We start from the raw sequence: 18,781 nt of genomic DNA, 5'->3' as shown, positions 1-18,781 counted from the left end.
GATCCGCCGGCGCCGGGCCGCTGACGTCGCGGGCAGACACTGCTCCCTGCTGACTGCCTCTCGGAGGGAGGAGGCGGCCGGGCGATGGTCTCCACCGTGACCGCCGCACAGGTGACGCGGCCTCTGATCCGCCTGGCCGAAGGCCTCGGTCTGCCCGGGTCGCCGCCGGCCGACTGGGCCCGCACGGCGCAACCGGCAGGACCGGAACCCGCGCCCGCCACGGACGCCGTGCCTACTGACCCTTCGTCCGCCGAGGCTGTCTTTCACGTCGGTATTCATCCAGCCCGCTGCGCCTACCAGACGCACAGCAGTTCCGCGTGAACGAAGTGCCGCCGTCCCACTGCAGCCGTAGATCTGGCTGCTGGCCTGGGTCGAGTGTCCGCGTCGTCGGTAGTGGGCCTGGCGGGCTGCCACTGGTGGCGTCGTCGCCTCCAGGGCAGGGCGTGGACGACGTCGGTCGGGTGGTCGGTGAAGAGGTGCAGCAGCCGTCCGGTCCTGGCCAGGCTCACTTCTCCGGCCTGGTCGCCTGGTAATCCGCTTGCGACGTCGGCGGCGCGTCTGCTGGCATGTACGCGTGCGCATAATCTCAGAAACTGTCGCTGACGGCGTCCGCGAGCAGCTCTTCACTGTCGGGGAGATTCCTGGGGCGCTGTGGACGCCCGCTGCGGGCTCCGGCCCCCGGCCGCTGGTCTTGATCGGGCACGGCGGTGGCCAGCACAAGAAGGGATGGGAGGTCGTCTCCCGAGCCTTCCCCTACGTCACCTCCTGCGGTTTCGCGGTTGCCGCGATCGACGCGCCCGGTACCGGCGACAGGCCCGAGCACCCGGAGATCCGGCGGCTGGTCGCGGTCATCGACGAACGGAAGGCGGCGGGCCAGCCCTTCGGCCCGGCGGAGCCTGCCCTCGCCGAAGTCGTGGCGTCACAGCTCATACCCGACTGGCAGACCACCCTGGACGAACTCCAGAAGCTGGACTCCGTCGGCGAGGGTCAGCCCGTCGGGTATTACGGCCTGTCCAATGCCGGCGAGATGGGCATCCGCCTCGTCGCGGCCGAACCGCGTATCACGGCGGCTGTCCTTGGCCTCATCGGAAGCGAGTGGCTCATCGACGCCGCGAAGCAGATCACCGTCCCGGTCGAGTTCCTGCTGCAGTGGGACGATGAAGGGAATCCGCGGGACTCCGTCATGAAGCTGTTCGAGGCACTCGGCTCCACCGAGAAGACCCTGCATGCCAACCCCGGCAGCCACTTTCGAGTCCCGTCCTTCGAAATCGACAGCTCTGTCCGGTTCTTTGCCCGGCACCTCGGCACCGCGGGCAGTTCCTGACGTCACTCTCCAGCACACATCCGTAGCTCGAGTCGGTGGGCTGCGGCGATGCTGCCTTCGCATCGTTGACAGTGGGCCCGGCGGGCGCCGTGGTGGTGCCGTCGGCGGGATCGGGAACAGGACAGGATGTGCTGGGCCGCGGTCGTGGCCCGGGTCGGGAGGCCGGTGAACAGTCGCCGGGCCTCGCCGAGGGTGATCGCGACCATACCTGCGCCGCCGTCGGGGTGCGGCTGCGGGAAGGCCCCGAACGCGGGGAACTTGCCTGGCGCAGGCCGAATCGGGTCGTACTGCAGCTCCGCAACCCGGCCTACGCTGGAATCTACGTCTACGGACGCAGCAGACGCGACCCGCGCCGACGCCAGGCGGGGCGGCCGTGCCCCGGCCCGGTCCGCACCCGCCGCGAGGACTGGTTCGTGCGCCTGCCGGGCCTGCTGCCCGCCTGCATCAGGGTCGACCAGCACGAGCGGAACCTTGCGCGGATGGAAGCCAACCGGTCACGGGACCAGAGTCTCGGTGCGGTGCGCGACGGCCCCGCACTGCTGGCCAGGCTCGTGGTCTGCGGACGTTGCGGCACGCGGATGACCGTGCGCTACCAGCGCGGCGCAGGCGGGAAACTGCACCCGGGGTATGTGTGCGCCCGCGCCAAGAGCCACTACGGGCGGCCCACCTGCCAGCAGCTGGCCGGCCGCTTCGTCGACGGCCACGTCACCGTCCTGCTGTTGCAGGCGATGGCACCGGCCGCCCTGGAGGTCTCCCTCGCCGCGGTCGAGCAGGCCGAGGCTTCGGGCCCAAGTGGACCGGATCCGGCACCAGCGCCTGGAGCGCGCCGAGCGGCCACCGGCAAGAACGGCCGCAACCGCTCCCGCTCTGCATCCCTGAGATCACCCCGCCCCATGACCAGACCAACGACCCCACAAGCGGATAGTCACAAGATCGGGCGGACAGTCTCTGGAGGCGGAGCACTCCCTTGCGGCTCGCTCTGGCCGCGCAGCGCCTGGCCTACGTGGTGGCGGTCCGCCCACTCGCCGAACCGGCCGCCGAAGGCGGGCCGAGCGCCGCCAGGCCGGTGGTCTCGCGCCAGGGCAGCAGGGGACCCATGACCTCGCGCTTTCGCGTGGTCGCGGTCCGGCCGGCGGGGAAGCAGCCCGCCGCCGAGGAAGCCGGCGACCGCCACCACCACTGGCCATGCCGCATCGCCGTGCATGTGACCAGGGGTCTCAACTCCCAGCTTGGCAAGATCAATACAAACGATCACGCCGACCAGTCCGCGCTTGCGGCGAACACGCTCGCGGAACGACACGGCGCGCGGTCGTCACCGCGACGAGGTTGCGGTGGTGCGCAGCGCGGCCAATTGGCACGACTGGCCAGTCGATGGTACGGGGGTATGGTTCATTTACGTGACAGATTCCCGGACCAATTCCGCGGCCGGTCCGCCCCCCGCGTTCGGTGCCGACCTGCATCTGGAGCTGCACGGACCCGGGCTGCGTGCAGGGCTCACTGACGCCTTGAGGGAGGCCGTGCGCACGGGACGGCTGGCGCCCGGCAGCCGGCTGCCGGCCTCCCGCTCACTCGCTGCGGATCTCGGCGTCTCCCGCAACACCGTGGTCGAGTCCTACGCCGAGCTGGTCGCCGAGGGCTGGCTCACCGCCCAGCAGGGCTCCGGCACCCGGGTGGCCACCACCCGGGTCGAGCCGCACAGGCCCGCGCCCGAGGCTCTCCGCACAAGCCCGGATGAGCCCCGTCCCCGGTACGACCTGCAGACGGGTGCACCGGACCTCGCGACCTTTCCGCGCACGCAGTGGCTCACCGTGGCCCGCCGGGCTTTGACCGCCGCGCCGCACGACGCCTTCGGCTACGGCGACGCACGCGGCCGGATGGAGCTGCGCACCGCGCTCGCGGACTACCTGGCGCGGGCCCGCGGGGTGTACGCCCAGCCGGAGCGGATCGTCATCTGTTCCGGTTTCCACCACGGCCTGGCGCTGATGGCGCAGGCGCTCAGGGTGCGGCAGGTTCGAGGGGTGGCCGTCGAGGCTTACGGACTCGGCCTGTATCGCGGCCTGCTGGCGAATGCCGGTCTGCACACCCCGCCCCTCTGTGTCGATGACCATGGTGCACGCATCGATGACCTGGCGCGACTGCGCGATGTGGGGGCGGTGTTGCTGACACCGGCGCACCAGTACCCGACGGGGGTCGCGCTCAGCCCGGACCGGCGTACGGCAGCCGTCGACTGGGCACGTGCCACCGGGGGCCTGGTCCTGGAGGACGACTATGACGGGGAGTTCCGGTACGACCGTCAGCCGGTGGGTGCCCTGCAAAGCCTCGATCCGGAGCGGGTGGTGTACTTCGGTTCCGTGAGCAAGTCCCTGGCGCCGGGGGTGCGGCTCGGATGGATGGTGCTGCCGGAGGAACTCATACCGGAGATCGTGACGGCCAAAGGGCACGGCGACTACATGACGAGCGCCCTGGAGCAGCTGACGCTGGCGGAATTCATCGCCTCGGGTGCGTACGACCGTCATGTGCGCTCGATGCGGCTGCGCTACCGGCGTCGCCGCGAGCAATTGGTCGAGGTCCTGCGCGAGAGGGCACCGGGCATTCGTGTGACCGGGATGGCTGCAGGACTGCAGACGGTCCTCGAACTTCCGCGTGGAACCGAAAGCTCGGTGGACCAGGCTGCGGCGCGGAAAGGTCTGGCGATCAGGGGGTTGACGCAGTTCCGCTACGAAGTGGCGGACTGCGGATGGCAGTTGCCCGAACGGGACGCCCTGGTGGTCAATTACGCGGCGCCCTCGGACAGCGCGTGGGCAGGTGCACTGGACGCACTGTGCAGGGTGCTGCCCTAGTTCTGCAGCGGTCTTTGCTGTGATGGGTGGGCAGGTTCTGGTGGTGTGTGGCCGCGTTGTTCGTAGTGGCTGGTGCGGGTTTGGTGTTGTCGTCGGCGGCGCGAGTGTGACCAGTGCCGGACGTGGTCGAGGGGTGCCGGCCGGCGGTGGGCGAGCCGGGCGATCAGGCGTCTGAGCTCGGGAAGGCTGAGGGGGGCAAGGCCCGAGGATCCGTTTCTGTCTCCCCGGTATCCAGCTTCCGGTCGCGCAGGACGGTCAGGCAGGCGTGGGCGGCCATGGCCAAGGTGATGTGGCGGTGCCGGCCGTCGTAGCGGCGGACCTGGAAGTCGTCCAGGCCCGCACTGCCTGTCAGGCAGGGGCGGCCACAGATCGTGATCTTCTGCGGGCCCTGCGTGACAGGCAGCTCATGTCGCATCACCCGTATGTCACACCGTAGTTGGCGGCCCACTCATGCTTCAGGTCGTCCTCGTTCGCGTGCCCGAACGTGTACGCGGGAGAGTCCACCCGCAGCGCCCGGTCCACCCGAATGAGTACGGCCTCGTGGCACGGGTAGATGGGATCGCCGTGGATTCAGCACCCACTGGCGAGACCAGTCGTACACCGGGTCGCCTTCCTCGCGGATCTCGGCTGTCCCCTTGAAGCGGTACCCCCGCCGGAGCAGGAAGTCGATCACGTTGACCTCAACCCGCGGATTGTGCCGCAGATTCTCCGCCGTTCGGGGCGAGGCCATGTTCATGAATACCAGGTGATCGTCGTCGTAGACGCGCACGGACCCCTTCGGGGAGAGGTTCGGAGAGCCGTCTTCGCAGACCGTCGCAACGAACGCAAGCTTGGCGCTGGTGACGATCTGCCGCATGTCCTCAGTGATTATTCCCATCGCTCCTCGACCTTTCCTGTCACGTCTGCGTGCCCCGCCTCCCGGGCCGTCACGACGCAGCCTTTTTCGAGTGCGCGGCGCAGCGGGCCGATGGCTTGGTCCGCCGTAGCGCCGGCTGCTCGCTCTGCGCGGTTGCGCGGGCTTCCCGATCGCATGGACGCCACTTGTCCGCCGCCGCTCGGTCTGTGATCACGTCCGGCCGTACGGCTGTTCCTGGGGACGTGTTCCGGAACGCGGAACCCGACCGGCGGTCGCCCCCCACGGTGAATCGGCGCGGCCGCCTGATGCGCGCCCCGCCTGGACGGCACGGCCGTGCCGTGTCCGGCGGGCGCCGTGAACCGGTGCCAGGGCCCGGCGCCACCCCGTCGTGGATGTACTCAGGTGAGCACGATCTTCTTGCCGCCGGCCTGCCCGGTGGACACCCGGGCGAAAGCGGCCGGCCCTTCACTCAACGGGAGCGCTTCCACGTTCTGCTTCAGCTTCCCCTCCACGAGCGCCTGCGCCAGATGGGCAAGCTGAGCGGCATCGGGCCGGACGTAGAGGTCTGTGCTGGTGATACCGCGCTCCTCCGCCGGCGCGTCCGAGGTCAGTGACACCAGACGCCCGCCGTCCCGCAGCAGCGACAGCGCGGCCTGCGCGGTACCTTCAACAGCGATCAGCGCACCATCGAACCTGCCGCGAACCCGACCCGTCCAATCCGAGTCGTGGTAATCGATAACCTCCAGCGCACCCAGGCGACGCAGGCGCTCAGCAGCCGAAGCGGACGCCGTCACCGTCACCTCGATCCCCCGAGCAGCAGCAATCTGCAAGGCCAGCACACCGGTCGCCCCACCACCATTGGTGATCAGAAGCCGTTGTCCCTGGTTGAGTCCCAGCGCCTCCAGCGACTGGTACGCCGTGAGCCCGGCAATCGGGAGCGCGCCCGCCTGCACCGGATCCAGCCCCGCTGGGCAGATCGCGGCACTGGCCGCAGTGATCAGCACCCGCTCAGCCCAGAAGCCACTGCCACCGGGCAACGGGGCCTCATGCGCAAGCACCCGGTCACCGACAGCAAAGCCCTCGACGTCAGGACCCATGGCCACAACCCGGCCGACGCCCTCGACACCCAGCGCCGCCGGCGGACGCAGCCCCACATCCCAGCCCGCACCGTTCAGCAACTGATCCCACGGACCGACGCCGGCCGTCTCCACCTCCAGCAGAAGCTGACCAGCGCCAGGAGCCGGCGGCTCAGGCACCTCCAGGAGGACGACGTCCGCCTCGGGTCCGGACACTCCGCTTGCCTTCATGGCTATCCCTTCACTCGGTCCGGCCGACGGCGGGTACAGGCCGGCCGCCATTTCTTCACTCCACGGCATTACTTTGGCGCTGAGGCATATTTGCCTTAATGCTAAATAATCGGCGTGGGTTGTGCTGAGTACGACACTCGCCCCCGGCCCTGGGCTGGACCGGCAGCGAGGATCGAGGTGTCCGCGGTCTGTGTACTTCAGCCGTTCCCCATGCTGTGCATGTTCAGATGAAGGTGAACAGCTGGTCGGGCTCGAACCGCGAGACCGGGCTGGTGTATACCTTCGTGGGGTCGGGGTAGCCGAGCGCCAGCAGCACGGTGGTGGTGTGTCCGGTTTCGCGGATCTTGAAGGCCTTGTCGACGCTGGTCGGGTCGAACCCTTCGAGCGGCATGGCTTCGACGCCGAGCTCAGCAGCCGCCATCATGGTCAGACCCATGGCCAGGTAGGTCTGCTTTTCCATCCAGTGGTTCACGTCCTTGTAGCCGTAGTTGCGCAGATTGAGGAAGTCGCGGGTCATTGACTCCCACAGATCGTGCTTGGCCGGGCCGGGGAACCGGCCGTCGGCCCTCTCCTTGGCGAACACCGCGTCCAGGTGGCTCTCGGGGAGATCTGCCCTGGTGGTGAGGATGACGGTGTGTGAGGCGTTCAGGATCTTCTCGCCGTTGTCCTGGAATCGTTCGCCCAGGTTGGCCGCGAGCCGCTCCTTACCTTCGGGCGTGGCGAGGACGTAGAAGTGGTTGGGCTGGATGTTCGTCGACGACGGCGTCGAACGCAGGAACCTCAGCAGTTGCTGGAGCGTCTCCTCCGGGATGGTCTTGCTGGCGTCGAAGTACCTGGTGAGGTGCTTGTTCATGAGCTTGTCGAGATTCATGTCAACCTGCCTTTGGTCGTGTGATCAGTAGGGGGAGGGCGGTGAGTCGTGGGGTTTGGCTAGTTCGTGGTGCGGGCGAGCAGTTCGTTGATGCGGTCGAAGCTCATACCTGTCGTCGCAGAGGCGAGATCGCCCGCGACGAGAGCCCGAGCGGCCTGTTCGAGTGCACCCGCGGCGTGGGTGTAGAGCGCCGGGCCCAGGCTGATGCGTTTGACCCCGACCCCCTGCAGCTCAGCGACGGTCAGCACTTTGTCCGATGGTGAGATGAGGACGTTGACCGGTGTCGGCGCGACCGCGGCGACGATCGCGACGAGTGCCTCCAGGTCGGGCGGGAGCGGCGCGTAGAGCACATCGGCGCCCGCCTCAGCGAAGGCTGTCAAGCGGCGGATGGTGTCCTCAAGGTCGGGTCGCCCGTGAAGAAAGTTGTCGGTGCGACCGGTGATGACGATGCGCCCCTTGGCCGCGTCGACAGCGCTGCGTACGCGGCTGACAGCCTCGTCGAAGCCGCGAATCGGCTGATCGGGGTTGCCCGAGGTGTCTTCGATCCCGATCCCGGCCAGGCCGAATTCGACGGCGGCTTCCACGGTCGTGGCGACGTCCTCGGGCGTGACGCCGTAACCGTCCTCGAAGTCTCCGTTGACAGGCAGTCCGGTGACCCGGCCGAGCAGCCGAGCATGTTCGAGATGTTCCTCGCGGGTGACGCTGTGACGTCCGTCGAAGCGGCCAAGCGTGGCGGCGAGCGCCGCCGACGATGTCGCGATCGCCTCAAAGCCGGCATCAGCCAGTACCAGCGCCGAAAGGCCGTCCCAGGCGTTCGGCATGACGAGGCCACCGTCGCGGGTGTGCAGCGCCATGAACTTCTCATAGAGTTCGGAGCCCGGCATATCGAACCTTTCCTGAATGATCGTTTGGGAGCGGTGAGGGGTCGACCGGCTGGGCCTGTCCTTCGCAGGTCACCCGTCAGGAACGCCTCACCTCACAGTCGTTGGCCGATCTCTGATCCGTGGGCTCAGCCGTGACGGATCGCGCGGCGCCAACGGTCCAAGGGCGACCGATCGCGACCAGTTGATCTTCACGATCGCGTGACCTGCGAGGTATGAGGCCAGGTCCGCGCCCTTGATGGGGTTCCAGTGCTCAACCGGGCATGCCGATCGAGCCGGCGGAGGGGATGTCGATGTCGGTCTGGTTGACGTTGTTGAGGAAGTTGGTCAGCAGTGCCTGCACTGCGACCGTGACGATCGCCAGGATCTGCGGGTCGGTGTAGCCGGCGCCTCGCACAGCCGCGAGGTCTGCGTCGCTGACGCGGCCGCGGCTCTCGACCACCTGCTGGGCGAAGCGAGCGACTGCGGCCCGCTTGGGGTCGACCGAGCTCCCGGCGCGAGCCAGGTGGATGTCCTCGCTCGACATCCCGCCGAGTTCGGACGACACATACGTGTGAATCGCCAGGCAGTAGCCGCAACCGTTGGCCTCCGAGACCGCGAGCGCGATGGTGTGCCGCGTCTTCGCGTCCAGAACGCGACTCATGGTGCCCTGCAGGGTCACGACGGCGTCCAGAACAGTCGGGTTCGACGCGATGGTCTTGAACATGTTCGGGACGAAACCGAACTGCGCGTCGAACGTGTCGAGGATGCCTCGTGCGCCTGCGGGGGCGTCGTCGAGAGAGGGAGTGTTCAGTCGCGACATAGCGGATCAACCTCCGGTAGGTGTGCGAGTGGTCGCCGGGCCCAGGTCAAGCCGGGCATTTTTTGGGCTTCCCAGCCCACTTCTCGAAGTGAACATCAGCAGGACTGGGCTGTCAAGCCCACTCTGCGGTAGGGTGTGACGTATGGAAGCCACGACACGGGCTCGGGTGCCTCACAAGCTCACGGACAAGGGCCAGGCCACGCGTGCCCGGATCCTGGAGCAGGCCGCGGAACTCATCTACACCAAGGGTGTCCACGCGACGAACAACGAGCAGCTCCGTCGCGCAGCCGGCGTCAGCGGGTCGCAGCTCAACCACTACTTCCCGACCAAGGAGAGTCTCGTCCTGGCCGTCATCGCGTGGCAGGCCGATCGTGTCCTCGCATTGCATCGCGGTGAGCGATTCGCCGCCTTCGAGGATCTCGACGCGTTTCGGCAGTGGGCGAATTTCTACGTCGGCTACGAGCGCGCCTACCAGGAAGGCTGCAGCCTCGGCTCCCTCGCGAGCGAGATCATCAAGACCGACCTTGACGTTCACGATGAGCTCGCGAGCGCGTTCGATCAGTGGCGGGACATCTTCCGCGACGGGCTCCAGCACATGCAGCGACTCGGCCGCATCAGCACCGATGCGGATCCGACGCAGCTGGCCAATCTGCTTCTCTCCGCGTTCCAGGGCGGCATGCTCCTCTCTCAGGTCGCTCGGGACATCACCCCGCTCAAGGACGCGTTGCAGGCAGCCATCGACTACGTGCAGACCTTCGCGAGGTCTCCCGAAGTCGACGCACCGCCGCTTCGCTACTGAACTTGATGGGGTGATGTCGGGTGGGCGGGCTGGACGGGGAGCCTGAGGTATGCGCCGGCCTTCCCCTGACTGGCCTGCGATCGCGAGGACGTACCAGAATCCCTGACGATGCACTCGCCGTTGCCGGACACGACGTCGTCGGCCGGGTCGATCCGGATCACGAGCCTGACGGTCCGCGCTGAGGAGATCCCGGTTCGCCTGGGGATCATCCCCGACGAGCAGTTCGAGCAGGGGAGCTTGATGAGTCCCCGAAACCCGAGCAGTGCCCGGCGGGAGACCAGCGCGTGGACCCGGCGTAGTGGCGGGGAAGCGACAGCCGGCTCGAGGAGCACGTTGCGGCGCTGGTCCGCCTGGTCAACGGGTGTCGCCAGGAAATGATCCGTCTGTCTGTCGACAGGTGATCCGGAGCTGCATCTCGGTTTCGGCAGCGAGAACGGTCAGGGGGCTGCGTCCTGTCGGACCACCTGCTCGCCGAGGTCGGCCGGCTGGGGCTCGACGTCGTTCTCGACCTCTATCCGCCCAGGTCAAAGGTGGGTGTCGTGGGGGTGACCGTCGCCTGCGACCACGCAGGCTCGGCCGTGCGTCGAGGATGAGGCCGGTGCCGGCAGGGCAGCCGTCGACCAGCTCCGGAGAGTACTGGAGATCCCCGACCCCAGGTGGAACGACCGAACCCTGCGCTTCCGCTTCCCCCACGCTGAACCGGGCCGAGCAGACCTCGATCACATGTCCGCACCGGGAACCGAGGCCAACCCGCTCCCGGGCACGGCACCCCGGGCATACGACGTGGCGCTTCGCGGTGCAACCGGCCTGACAGGCGGCGCCCAGGGGCCCGCATGGCCGTTCGGCGCGAAGTGGTCCGGTCTTTTGCTCAGAAAGTGGTCCGCGCGTGTGGGCGGACGCGCCCATACGCTCGGGTCATGACTGCAACAGCGCCCGCCCCCGATGACCATCGGTGTCTTCCTCTCAGCCACTGACCTCGACGAGCTCTGCACCCAGCCGACCCGCAAGTTCGGCGAGCTCATCGGCAGGTCCGCCCCGCACCCTGGTGTGGGGCGGACCCGATGCCGGGCTGATGAAGGACGTCACCGCCGGAGTGCAGGCGTCAGGAGGGTGGCTCACGGGGATCTCGGTCGATTTTCTCCGGAAGTGGGTCAGGAAGGACGCCGACGACATGATGTTCGCCAGGGATCTCGCCGAACGGAAGGCACGGCTGCTCGCTGTGTCCGGCGCAGTAGGGGTGATGCCCGGCGGCGTGGGCACGCCGGACGAAGCGACCGAGGTCCTGGAGCTGAGGAAGCGCGGCCCGTACGACGGGCCCGTGGTGCTGCCCAACACGGCGGTGCCTCATCGTCTCCGATATCGAGGATCCGTGCGCAGTTCGTCGGCCGCAGCATCGACGCCGGCGAGGTGTTCCACGATGCTGGATGGCTCCTCCAGCACGGCCACGATGCCGAAAGGGTCGTTCACCACGGCCCAGGCCAGGGCCGGGTGTCCCGCCCGCACCCTGCCCGTGTCGCCTACGCCTCCCTCACCTTCAGCGCCCCGGACGGCAACGGCGGGGTGGTGCAGGAGGTGAAGGAGCCGTTTCCCGGACGCTGACCTCACGTCAGCCGCCCAAGGGGCTGCAGCGGGCCATGACCCGCGTGGACGGTATCGGGCAACACGGGAGCGCCCGCCGTGCTGAGGCGATCGTCGGCCTCATGGCCCTCACTCCGCTTCTCCCACCGCCAGGCCCCGATCCTCTCCCGTCGTGGCCTTGGCCGCCGCAGCAGCAACCCTCCTGAGGATCGGCTTCTCCTTGCAGCTACACACCTACGCATCTGATGGGAACCATCATGTTGAACACTGACCAGACCGCACTCCTGGAGCCGCTGAGGCCCCGCGAGATATCCGACGCAGCGATAGCGATGATCGACGAGCAGGGGACGGTCGTCGCGTGGACGCAAGCCGCTCAGCACCTTGTTGGGTACTGCGCTGAGGACGTGGTGGGCCGGTCCGCCACACTCGTGCTGCCGTCCTCCGAGGAGGCGCTGGGGGTATCAGCGTTCGCCGAGCAATGCCGTGCCCAAGGTGGCTGGTCCGGCACCGCGGCGTTCCGCCACCGCGACGGCCGTACGCTCAACCTGAGTCTGCGCCTGTCGCTGCTGTGGGGACAGGACGCAACCCATCGGTGGCTGGTATCCCTGACCGACATGGGCGCGCTCTCCTCGGGGATGACGAACGGGTCGGTGCGGGAGTCTCTGCTTGCCCGCGCACCGGTCGGCATCGCCATTCGTGACCCGCAGCTGCGCTGTACCTGGGTGAACGACACGATGGAGCATGACGGCATTCCCCGTGACCGGAGGTTCGGACGCCGCCTGAAGGATTCCCTGCCCGGCTTCGAGGCCGAGGCCCTTGAAGCGGTGATGCGGCAGGTGCTGGCGAGCGGCACCTCCGCGGTCCACGAGTACCGGGCATGGCCGCCGGAAGATCCGCGCCGGGAACACGCATTCTCGGCCTCGTTCTTCTGCCTCCAGGACGCGGACGGCCAGGCACTGGGGGTGTGCTCCTTGACCGTGGATGTCACCAGCAACCAGCGGGTGCGCGAGCGCCTTGCCGTCCTCAGCCAGGCCAGCACGCGCATCGGGAGCACCTTGGACGTCATGCAGACCGGACAGGAACTGGCCAGCCTCGCCGTGCCCCTGTTGGCCGACTACGTGACCGTCGACCTGGCAGAGTCGGTTTCATTCGGCAATGAGCCCGCTGCCCGAATCGACACAACGGACGATCGCCCCCCTGTGTTCCGCCGTGCCGGTATGGCCTCGATCCACCCGGGGATCCCAGAGTCGACGTTTGCGCGAGGGGAGACAATTTCCGTCCCCCCGACCTCGCCGCTCGCCAGCGCACTGCGCACGGGAAGGTCCCACCTGGAACCGGTACTGGATACCACCCCTGGGACATGGATCGACCACGACCCGGCACGGGCGCAAAAGATCCGTGAGAACGGGGTGCACTCCCTGATGATCGTGCCCATCCGTGCCCGGCGCTCTGTGTTGGGCGTGGCGTTGTTCGCACGCACCGAGGACCCGACGCCATTCCAGGAGGATGACCTGCTCCTGGCTGAGGAGCTGGTCACCCGGGCCGCGCTGTCCCTGGACAACGCCCGCCAATACACTCGCGAACACACCACGGCTCTCGCGCTGCAACGCAACCTGCTCCCCCAGCGTCTGATGGGCGGCGTGGCGGTCGAGACGGCCGGGCGCTACTTGCCGGCCGACATGGACGCCGGCGTCGGAGGCGACTGGTTCGATGTGATCCCGCTGTCCGGCGCCCGGGTGGCCCTCGTCGTCGGTGACGTCGTGGGACACGGCATCAACGCCGCGGCGACCATGGGCAGGCTCCGCACCGCCGTACGCACGCTCGCCGACCTGGAACTGCCTCCCGACGAACTGCTGGCCCACCTCGATGACAGCGTCCAGCGACTGGCCGAGCAAGACGCCGACGTCGCGGACCAGACCCCCACGGTCGTCGGTGCCACCTGTCTGTACGCCGTCTACGACCCGGTCACCCAGAAGTGCACCATGGCACGGGCCGGGCACCCCCCGCCTGCGATCATCGACACACACGGCCAGGTCACCTTCCCCGACCTGCCCGCCGGAGCCCCACTCGGCCTCGGCCTCGGGCTGGTCCCCTTCGACGCCGTGGAAGTGGACCTGCCCGAAGGCAGCCTGCTCGCGTTCTACACCGACGGCCTGGTCGAATCCCGTGACGACGACATCGACGTCGGCATGCACCGCCTCAGCACCGCCCTGGCACAACCCGAACAGTCCCTGGAAGACCTGTGCTCCTCAGTGATGGAAACCGTGCCGACCCAGGCAGCATCCGACGACGTCACCTTGCTCCTTGTCCGGATCCACACACTCGACGCGGCCCACATCGCCTCCTGGGACCTGCCCACCGAGCCGGCCGTCGTCAGCACCGCCCGGCACCTGGCCGCCCATCAACTCGGCGAATGGGGACTGGAGCATCTCGTGCCCACCATGGAGCTGATCATCAGCGAACTGGTCACCAACGCTATCCACCACGGCACCGGCCCGATCCGGCTACGGCTCATCCGGCACCAAGTCCTGACCTGCGAAGTCTTTGACAGCGGAAAGTGCTACCCGCGCCTGCGCCATGCCCGCATCGTCGACGAAAACGGCCGAGGACTCTTCCTGATTGCCCAGTTGTCCAGCAGGTGGGGCTTCCGCTCCGCAACGGGCGGCAAGCTCGTCTGGGCCGAGCAAAACCTGCCGTCCACACGGCAAAGCAGGCATCAATAAGGGCCTCCCCCTCGGCCCCCACGCCAGCACACCAATGCCACCGCAAAGATCCTCCGCAAAGAGGGGCTGTCCAAGGTCCGCTTCGAGGCGGCTGATCTGGGTCACCAGGGTGGATAGGACAGGCGCCGGCCCCGGGTGACCCGCTCTCGTTGGCGTCCTTGCGATGGATGAGGATCACCACGTCAGCGTCTTCCTCGAGGGTGCCGGAGTCGAGGAGGTCGTCAACGGAGACATCCGTCAGCGCACTGGACGAAGACCAGGGCCACTGCAGCCGTACGGATAGATGGCGGGACCAAGTTCGTCGAGAGCCATCGCCAGCAGCGCGGGAACGTTGTGGTCGCCGTCCGGGCGACGGCCCTGGTGACCGAGCTCTACGGGGTGCGGACCGGGGCGGGTGTCTCGCCGATGGACTATGTCTCGGAACTGAGCCGAGCCGTCCAGCCACTGGGCGCCTCGGTCATCCCGGGCGGCGGCGGTGGCTGGCACGCGAAGATCATCATGCTGGACGCGCTGGCCGGGCTGCTCTCGCTGATGCTCGTCGTGGTCGCCGGGCTCGGGGTGCTCAACAGCGTGGTGCTGGACACCCGGGAGCGGGTGCGCGAGCTCGGAGTCTGCAAGGCGCTGGGCATGACGCCGCGTCAGACCGTGGCGTCGGTGCTGGCCTCCGTGGCCGGGATCGGCCTGGTCGGGGTCCCAGCGGGGATGGCCCTGCACGCGGTGGTGATGCCGCTGGTCGGCCGGCGTGCCGGCACCGCACTGCCGGTGCAGGTCCTCTCGGTCTACCACCTCGCCGAGCCGGCCGCGCTGGGCCTCGGCGGCCTGATCATCGCCCTGCTGGGCGCCATGCTCCCGGCCGGCTGGGCCGCCCGGGCTCGGACCGCAGTGGCACTGCGCGCGGAGTGAGGCCCTGAGCAGCGCGACTGCATCGCCCTCGTCGACGGCGTGCAATAACTGGTCAAGGCGCTGATTGTGCTCGTATGGGACCGCCTGAACACCCATGTTTCCCACAAGATGCGCGACCTGATCGACGCACGCGCCTGGCTGACGGTGTTTATCCTGCGCCCGCCTACGCACCCAAGCTGAACGCGGTCGAGTACCTTTGGGCCCCCGTGGAACACAGCCTCGCGAACCTCTCCAGCGTTGCCCTCGACCGACTCGCCTCGCTCGTGCGCGACGGAGTCAAGCGCCTCCAGTAACCGTCCCGACGTCCTCGACTGCTTCCTCGCCGGGATCGGACTCGCCATCGACCTCCCGCCACCATCACCTCGAAGCGCTTGGGCAGTTAATCGGTTGCCCGCCACCGAGACGGGGTGTCTGATCCAGGCCATGACGATTGTGCTGAGCACGCCGACGGCCGACGGAGCGCGCGAGGCTATCGCGGCGCTGCGGGAGTGGCAGCACGACCAAGCGCCGATGCAACTGCATCCCGGGGACATCGGCTGGAACTACCGGTTCGGAACGGCCGAGACGGCAGCGGCAATCCGGACCTGGAGCCGGGACGGACGGATCCTCGCTGTCGGGATGCTGGATTCGCCGACGGTGGTGCGGATGACGGTCGCATCCGACGCTTTCCATGACGAGAACTTGGCGCGGCGGCTCGTCGAGGACTTCTCCCTGCCTGAGCGCGGCGTGCTGCCGGAAGGAGCGGTATCCATCGAGGCGCCGCAGGGCCTGCTGCTCCACGACCTGTTGACCAAGGAGGGCTGGGGCGTCGACGAGCCGTGGACGCCGCTCTTCCGCGACCTCGCCGAAGCGGTGGAGGACCCCGGCGTGCGGATCAAGGAGATCGGCCTGGAGCAGGCACAGGACTTCGCCGACGTCCTGCGGTCCGCGTTCAACACCACGAGGCCCACGCGCGAGTACCGGCACAAGATGTCCGCGGCACCGTTCTACGCCGACGCCCGATGCCTGGGTGCTTACGACGACCAGAGCAACCCCGCGGCGGTGGTGACGGTCTGGTCGGCCGGCCCGGGGAAGGCGGGACTGGTCGAGCCGATGGGCGTCCACGCGGACCACCGCGGCCGCGGCTACGGCCGGGCGATCACCGTCGCCGGGGCGGCCGCACTGCGGGAGATGGGCTCGTCAAGCGTGCGCGTGTGCACGCCGAGCTCCAACGTCGGCGGTGTCGCCACATACAAGGCGGCCGGGTTCGCGGCGAGACCCCAGATCGCCGACCGGATCCGGAAGGTCTGACGTCGGGGTCCCCAGACCTTCTCGGCCCGAGCACCGAACCGGCCGGCCAGGAAGTCGGCGAGCACCTCCACCGTACGGACCTCGACCAGAAGGGGGGCACGGCGTCGGTGAACCGTGCCAGCACCCGCGCCGAGGCCTCCGGTGCCGGCACGGCCAGCGGCCCCGCCGGCGGCTCGGCCTGGCTCGCCGCCATGTCCGCGGCAGCACCAGATACCCGGGACGTCGTTCCCGTTGACCGGTGGCCGGCACCCGGCCGATCTCGGCGACCGCATTGCCTGCACTGAGGTACGCCTGGGCCACGGTGACCCCGGCGTGCACCCGGAGGACATGCCGGTAGTCGCCGTCTCCGAGGGTGTGGTGGGTCAGGGCGCCGGCCTGTTTCACCGCCGTGGACGGTGCGCCCACGATCAGGCTGTCGACGGCGGAGAACTGCCCGGTGATGCCGACCGCGGCCAGCACGGCCTGCGGGTCGGCGGCCAGGTCGTGGCCGCCGATTGCAGGTCGCTGGCGTCGGCGGTGATGAGGGTGGAGAGGATCTTGACGGCGGCGGTCTTGCCGGCGCCGTTCGGGCCGAGCAGGGAGACGATCCTGCCGGCCGGCACCGTGAGGTTGAGGCCGTCGAGCACCACCTTGCCGTGGGACTTGCGCAGACGGGTGCGCCTTCCAGGGGCTGCGGGTCAGAGGCTGCGGGCGGTGATGTCGCCCTGGGAGGTGGTCGCGTGGATGTCGAGTTCGGCGGCGCCGTCGTTCTTCAGGGCGTTGCTGACGCGGCCGTAGGTGGTGCCGGCGTCCAGGGAGGCGGAGACTCCGCGGGCGGCGCCGACGGAGATGTCGCCGGACTGGGTGCGCAGCACGACCCTGCCGTGCACGGCCTCGGCGATCCGGATGTCACCCCGTGCGGTGCTGATCTGCGCGGGGCCGCCCAGCCGGCCGACCTCGACGTCGCCGTCGACCGCGGTGAGACGGACGCTCGCGGCCTCGTCGATCTTGATCTGGTGGTACGCACCCTCGAAGGCGACGTCGCCCAGGCGGCCGACGGCTCGGAACTCGGCGCTGGCAGCCTTCGCCTCGACACGGGACCCGGCCGGCAGCTGGACCGTCACCTCGATGGACCCGGAGGGGCCGAGGTACTGGTTCTTCGCCGGGACCTCGACGCGCAGGACTCCGTCGGCATACTCGACCGTGGTCTGCTCTGCCGCCTTCACATCGCGGCTCCTCGAAGCGTTCGCGGGCAGGACCTCGACCGCGGTGTCGGCCCGGTCGGCGGCGATGATCTGCACGCGACCCGAGGGGATGTCCAGGACGGCGGAGATCGGGGCGGCGGTGGCGAACTTCTGCATCGTGCTCTCCTCGGCGAGTCGTTGTTTCGAACACTGGAAAAGCTACGTTGCGTTCAAGGGTCTGACAACTAGCTTGTTGCGCAAAATTGGCGTCAGTGCAGGCCAAGGCCAGGAAATCGTTGCAGTGGTTCTGAATGTAACGCAACATCAGTCTACTGCGAGTGTTGCAATGAGATGGATGTGAACGCTATGCTGGAATCCTCAGGATCCACGAAGGAGGCCGCAATGCCGGGAGGCAGGCTCACCCAGCAGGACCGCCAGCAGATCGCACTGGGGCTCGCCGACGGCCTCGCCTACGCGGAGATCGCCAGAGGTCTCGAGCGCCCGACCTCGACGATCACCCGTGAGGTGATGCGCAACGGCGGCCCCACCGGATACCGCGCCGACCTGGCCCACCGCGCCACCGAACGGCGCACCCGCCGGCGCAGGCCCGCCTCGCCCGCAGGGTCGCAGGCCGCCGCCCTGCCGCACGGACGCGACGCCGAGGCCGTCCGCGAGTACGAGGAACTGTTCACCACCGTCATGATGCAATCGGGCCTGCCCAAGACTATGGCGCGGGTGATGGTCTGCCTCCTCACCACTGACGGCGGCAGTCTGACGGCATCCGAACTCGCCCAGCGCCTTCAGGTCAGCCCGGCCACCATCTCCAAATCCATCGCCTTCCTGGAGAGCCAGGCCCTCGTCCGCAGGGAACCCGACGAGCGCCGCCGTGAGCGCTACGTCGTCGACGAGGACCTCTGGTACCAGTCCACGGTCGCCAGCGTCCGCTCCCTCACCCAGCAGGTCCAGATCGCACGGCAGGGCGCCGACGTCCTCGGCCCCGGCACCCCCGCCGCCGTCCGCCTGGAAAACGTCGCCCGCTTCCTCGACTTCGTCGCCGAAAGCCTCGCCCGGGCCGCAGAGCAGGCCCGCGAGATCCTCTACTCGAAAGTCGAAACGACCCCCGGCGGCACCGCCACCCCAAGTTCAGATCGCGGATAGACAGCGCCGACGGCCACCGCCGGGGCGCCGACCACCTTCAGGGAACACCCCAACCGCCGGTACGCCGTCAAACACACCGCCAGCGCCAGCAGATACCCGCCTCCGGCGCCCGCCACGCGACCGCTTCCACCACGCCGATCCCGACCGGCTGCGGAGCGGCCGGAGACGGCAGAGACCCCGAAGAACCGACACCACCATCGCCGTACGGGGCAGGCCGTGGCAGACCAGCCACGACGTCCGGATCGGCAGCACACATCGGCGCAGAAACTGCTCGGCGTCGCGGGCC

Annotated in this window: 15 protein-coding genes and 2 pseudogenes; 9 read left to right on the top strand and 8 right to left on the bottom strand. The window is 68.5% G+C overall.

What is annotated here, in order from left to right; all coding sequences use genetic code 11:
• The first annotated feature begins 691 nt into the window (after positions 1–691).
• From AB0761_RS37035 to AB0761_RS37025, 3 genes are all read left to right on the top strand, one after another.
• Positions 692–1,324, top strand: coding sequence for an alpha/beta hydrolase (locus tag AB0761_RS37035; protein ID WP_377273667.1), 633 nt, complete (start codon positions 692–694; stop codon positions 1,322–1,324).
• Positions 1,325–1,803: 479 nt separating this feature from the next.
• On the top strand, positions 1,804–2,424 hold the full coding sequence (locus AB0761_RS37030) for a zinc ribbon domain-containing protein (protein WP_377274513.1): 621 nt from the start codon (positions 1,804–1,806) through the stop codon (positions 2,422–2,424).
• Positions 2,425–2,721: 297 nt separating this feature from the next.
• Positions 2,722–4,164, top strand: coding sequence for a PLP-dependent aminotransferase family protein (locus AB0761_RS37025; RefSeq protein WP_377274511.1), 1,443 nt, complete (start codon positions 2,722–2,724; stop codon positions 4,162–4,164).
• 163 nt (positions 4,165–4,327) lie between these two features.
• Here the strand turns inward: AB0761_RS37025 and AB0761_RS37020 are convergent.
• The 6 genes and pseudogenes from AB0761_RS37020 to AB0761_RS36995 all read right to left on the bottom strand — a co-directional run.
• Positions 4,328–4,501: pseudogene (locus tag AB0761_RS37020) on the bottom strand (IS701 family transposase); the annotation flags it as partial.
• Between the two features lie 111 nt (positions 4,502–4,612).
• Complete coding sequence (locus AB0761_RS37015; RefSeq protein WP_377273666.1) at positions 4,613–5,020, bottom strand: pyridoxamine 5'-phosphate oxidase family protein; 408 nt, start codon at positions 5,018–5,020, stop codon at positions 4,613–4,615.
• A gap of 398 nt (positions 5,021–5,418) precedes the next feature.
• Positions 5,419–6,327, bottom strand: a complete 909-nt coding sequence (locus AB0761_RS37010; protein ID WP_377273665.1) for an NADP-dependent oxidoreductase — start codon at positions 6,325–6,327, stop codon at positions 5,419–5,421.
• Between the two features lie 223 nt (positions 6,328–6,550).
• Complete coding sequence (locus tag AB0761_RS37005) at positions 6,551–7,198, bottom strand: nitroreductase family protein (protein WP_377273664.1); 648 nt, start codon at positions 7,196–7,198, stop codon at positions 6,551–6,553.
• Between the two features lie 59 nt (positions 7,199–7,257).
• Complete coding sequence (locus AB0761_RS37000; protein ID WP_377273663.1) at positions 7,258–8,052, bottom strand: isocitrate lyase/phosphoenolpyruvate mutase family protein; 795 nt, start codon at positions 8,050–8,052, stop codon at positions 7,258–7,260.
• 280 nt (positions 8,053–8,332) lie between these two features.
• Positions 8,333–8,881 (bottom strand): carboxymuconolactone decarboxylase family protein, encoded by a 549-nt coding sequence (locus AB0761_RS36995; protein ID WP_377273662.1) that lies wholly within the window; start codon positions 8,879–8,881, stop codon positions 8,333–8,335.
• Between the two features lie 142 nt (positions 8,882–9,023).
• Here AB0761_RS36995 and AB0761_RS36990 point away from each other — a divergent pair, with 142 nt between their 5' ends.
• From AB0761_RS36990 to AB0761_RS36970, 5 genes are all read left to right on the top strand, one after another.
• On the top strand, positions 9,024–9,680 hold the full coding sequence (locus tag AB0761_RS36990) for a TetR/AcrR family transcriptional regulator (RefSeq protein ID WP_377273661.1): 657 nt from the start codon (positions 9,024–9,026) through the stop codon (positions 9,678–9,680).
• A 1,072-nt stretch (positions 9,681–10,752) separates the two neighbouring features.
• A complete protein-coding gene (locus AB0761_RS36985) occupies positions 10,753–11,256 on the top strand; it encodes an LOG family protein (RefSeq protein WP_377273660.1) in 504 nt (167 codons plus the stop codon).
• Positions 11,257–11,515: 259 nt separating this feature from the next.
• The gene (locus AB0761_RS36980) at positions 11,516–13,981 is read left to right on the top strand and encodes a SpoIIE family protein phosphatase (protein WP_377273659.1); all 2,466 of its coding nucleotides are present in this window, start codon (positions 11,516–11,518) and stop codon (positions 13,979–13,981) included.
• A gap of 333 nt (positions 13,982–14,314) precedes the next feature.
• A complete protein-coding gene (locus tag AB0761_RS36975) occupies positions 14,315–14,884 on the top strand; it encodes an ABC transporter permease (protein WP_377273658.1) in 570 nt (189 codons plus the stop codon).
• 423 nt (positions 14,885–15,307) lie between these two features.
• Positions 15,308–16,174, top strand: a complete 867-nt coding sequence (locus AB0761_RS36970) for a GNAT family N-acetyltransferase (protein ID WP_377273657.1) — start codon at positions 15,308–15,310, stop codon at positions 16,172–16,174.
• A gap of 399 nt (positions 16,175–16,573) precedes the next feature.
• On the opposite strand, the pseudogene AB0761_RS36965 reads toward AB0761_RS36970, so the two are convergent.
• Together AB0761_RS36965 and AB0761_RS36960 are read right to left on the bottom strand one after the other, a co-directional pair.
• Positions 16,574–16,824: pseudogene (locus AB0761_RS36965) on the bottom strand (ATP-binding cassette domain-containing protein); the annotation flags it as partial.
• A gap of 27 nt (positions 16,825–16,851) precedes the next feature.
• A complete protein-coding gene (locus AB0761_RS36960; RefSeq protein WP_377273656.1) occupies positions 16,852–17,514 on the bottom strand; it encodes a DUF4097 family beta strand repeat-containing protein in 663 nt (220 codons plus the stop codon).
• Between the two features lie 225 nt (positions 17,515–17,739).
• Here AB0761_RS36960 and AB0761_RS36955 point away from each other — a divergent pair, with 225 nt between their 5' ends.
• Positions 17,740–18,495: a helix-turn-helix domain-containing protein gene (locus AB0761_RS36955; RefSeq protein WP_377273655.1), complete on the top strand. Its 756-nt coding sequence runs from the start codon at positions 17,740–17,742 to the stop codon at positions 18,493–18,495.
• Positions 18,496–18,781 lie beyond the last annotated feature (286 nt).

This window comes from Peterkaempfera podocarpi (assembly GCF_042466665.1).
Classification (GTDB): domain Bacteria; phylum Actinomycetota; class Actinomycetes; order Streptomycetales; family Streptomycetaceae; genus Peterkaempfera; species Peterkaempfera podocarpi.
The sequence above is the reverse complement of the archived record's forward strand: the minus strand, read 5'-3'. Positions and strand labels throughout refer to the sequence as shown.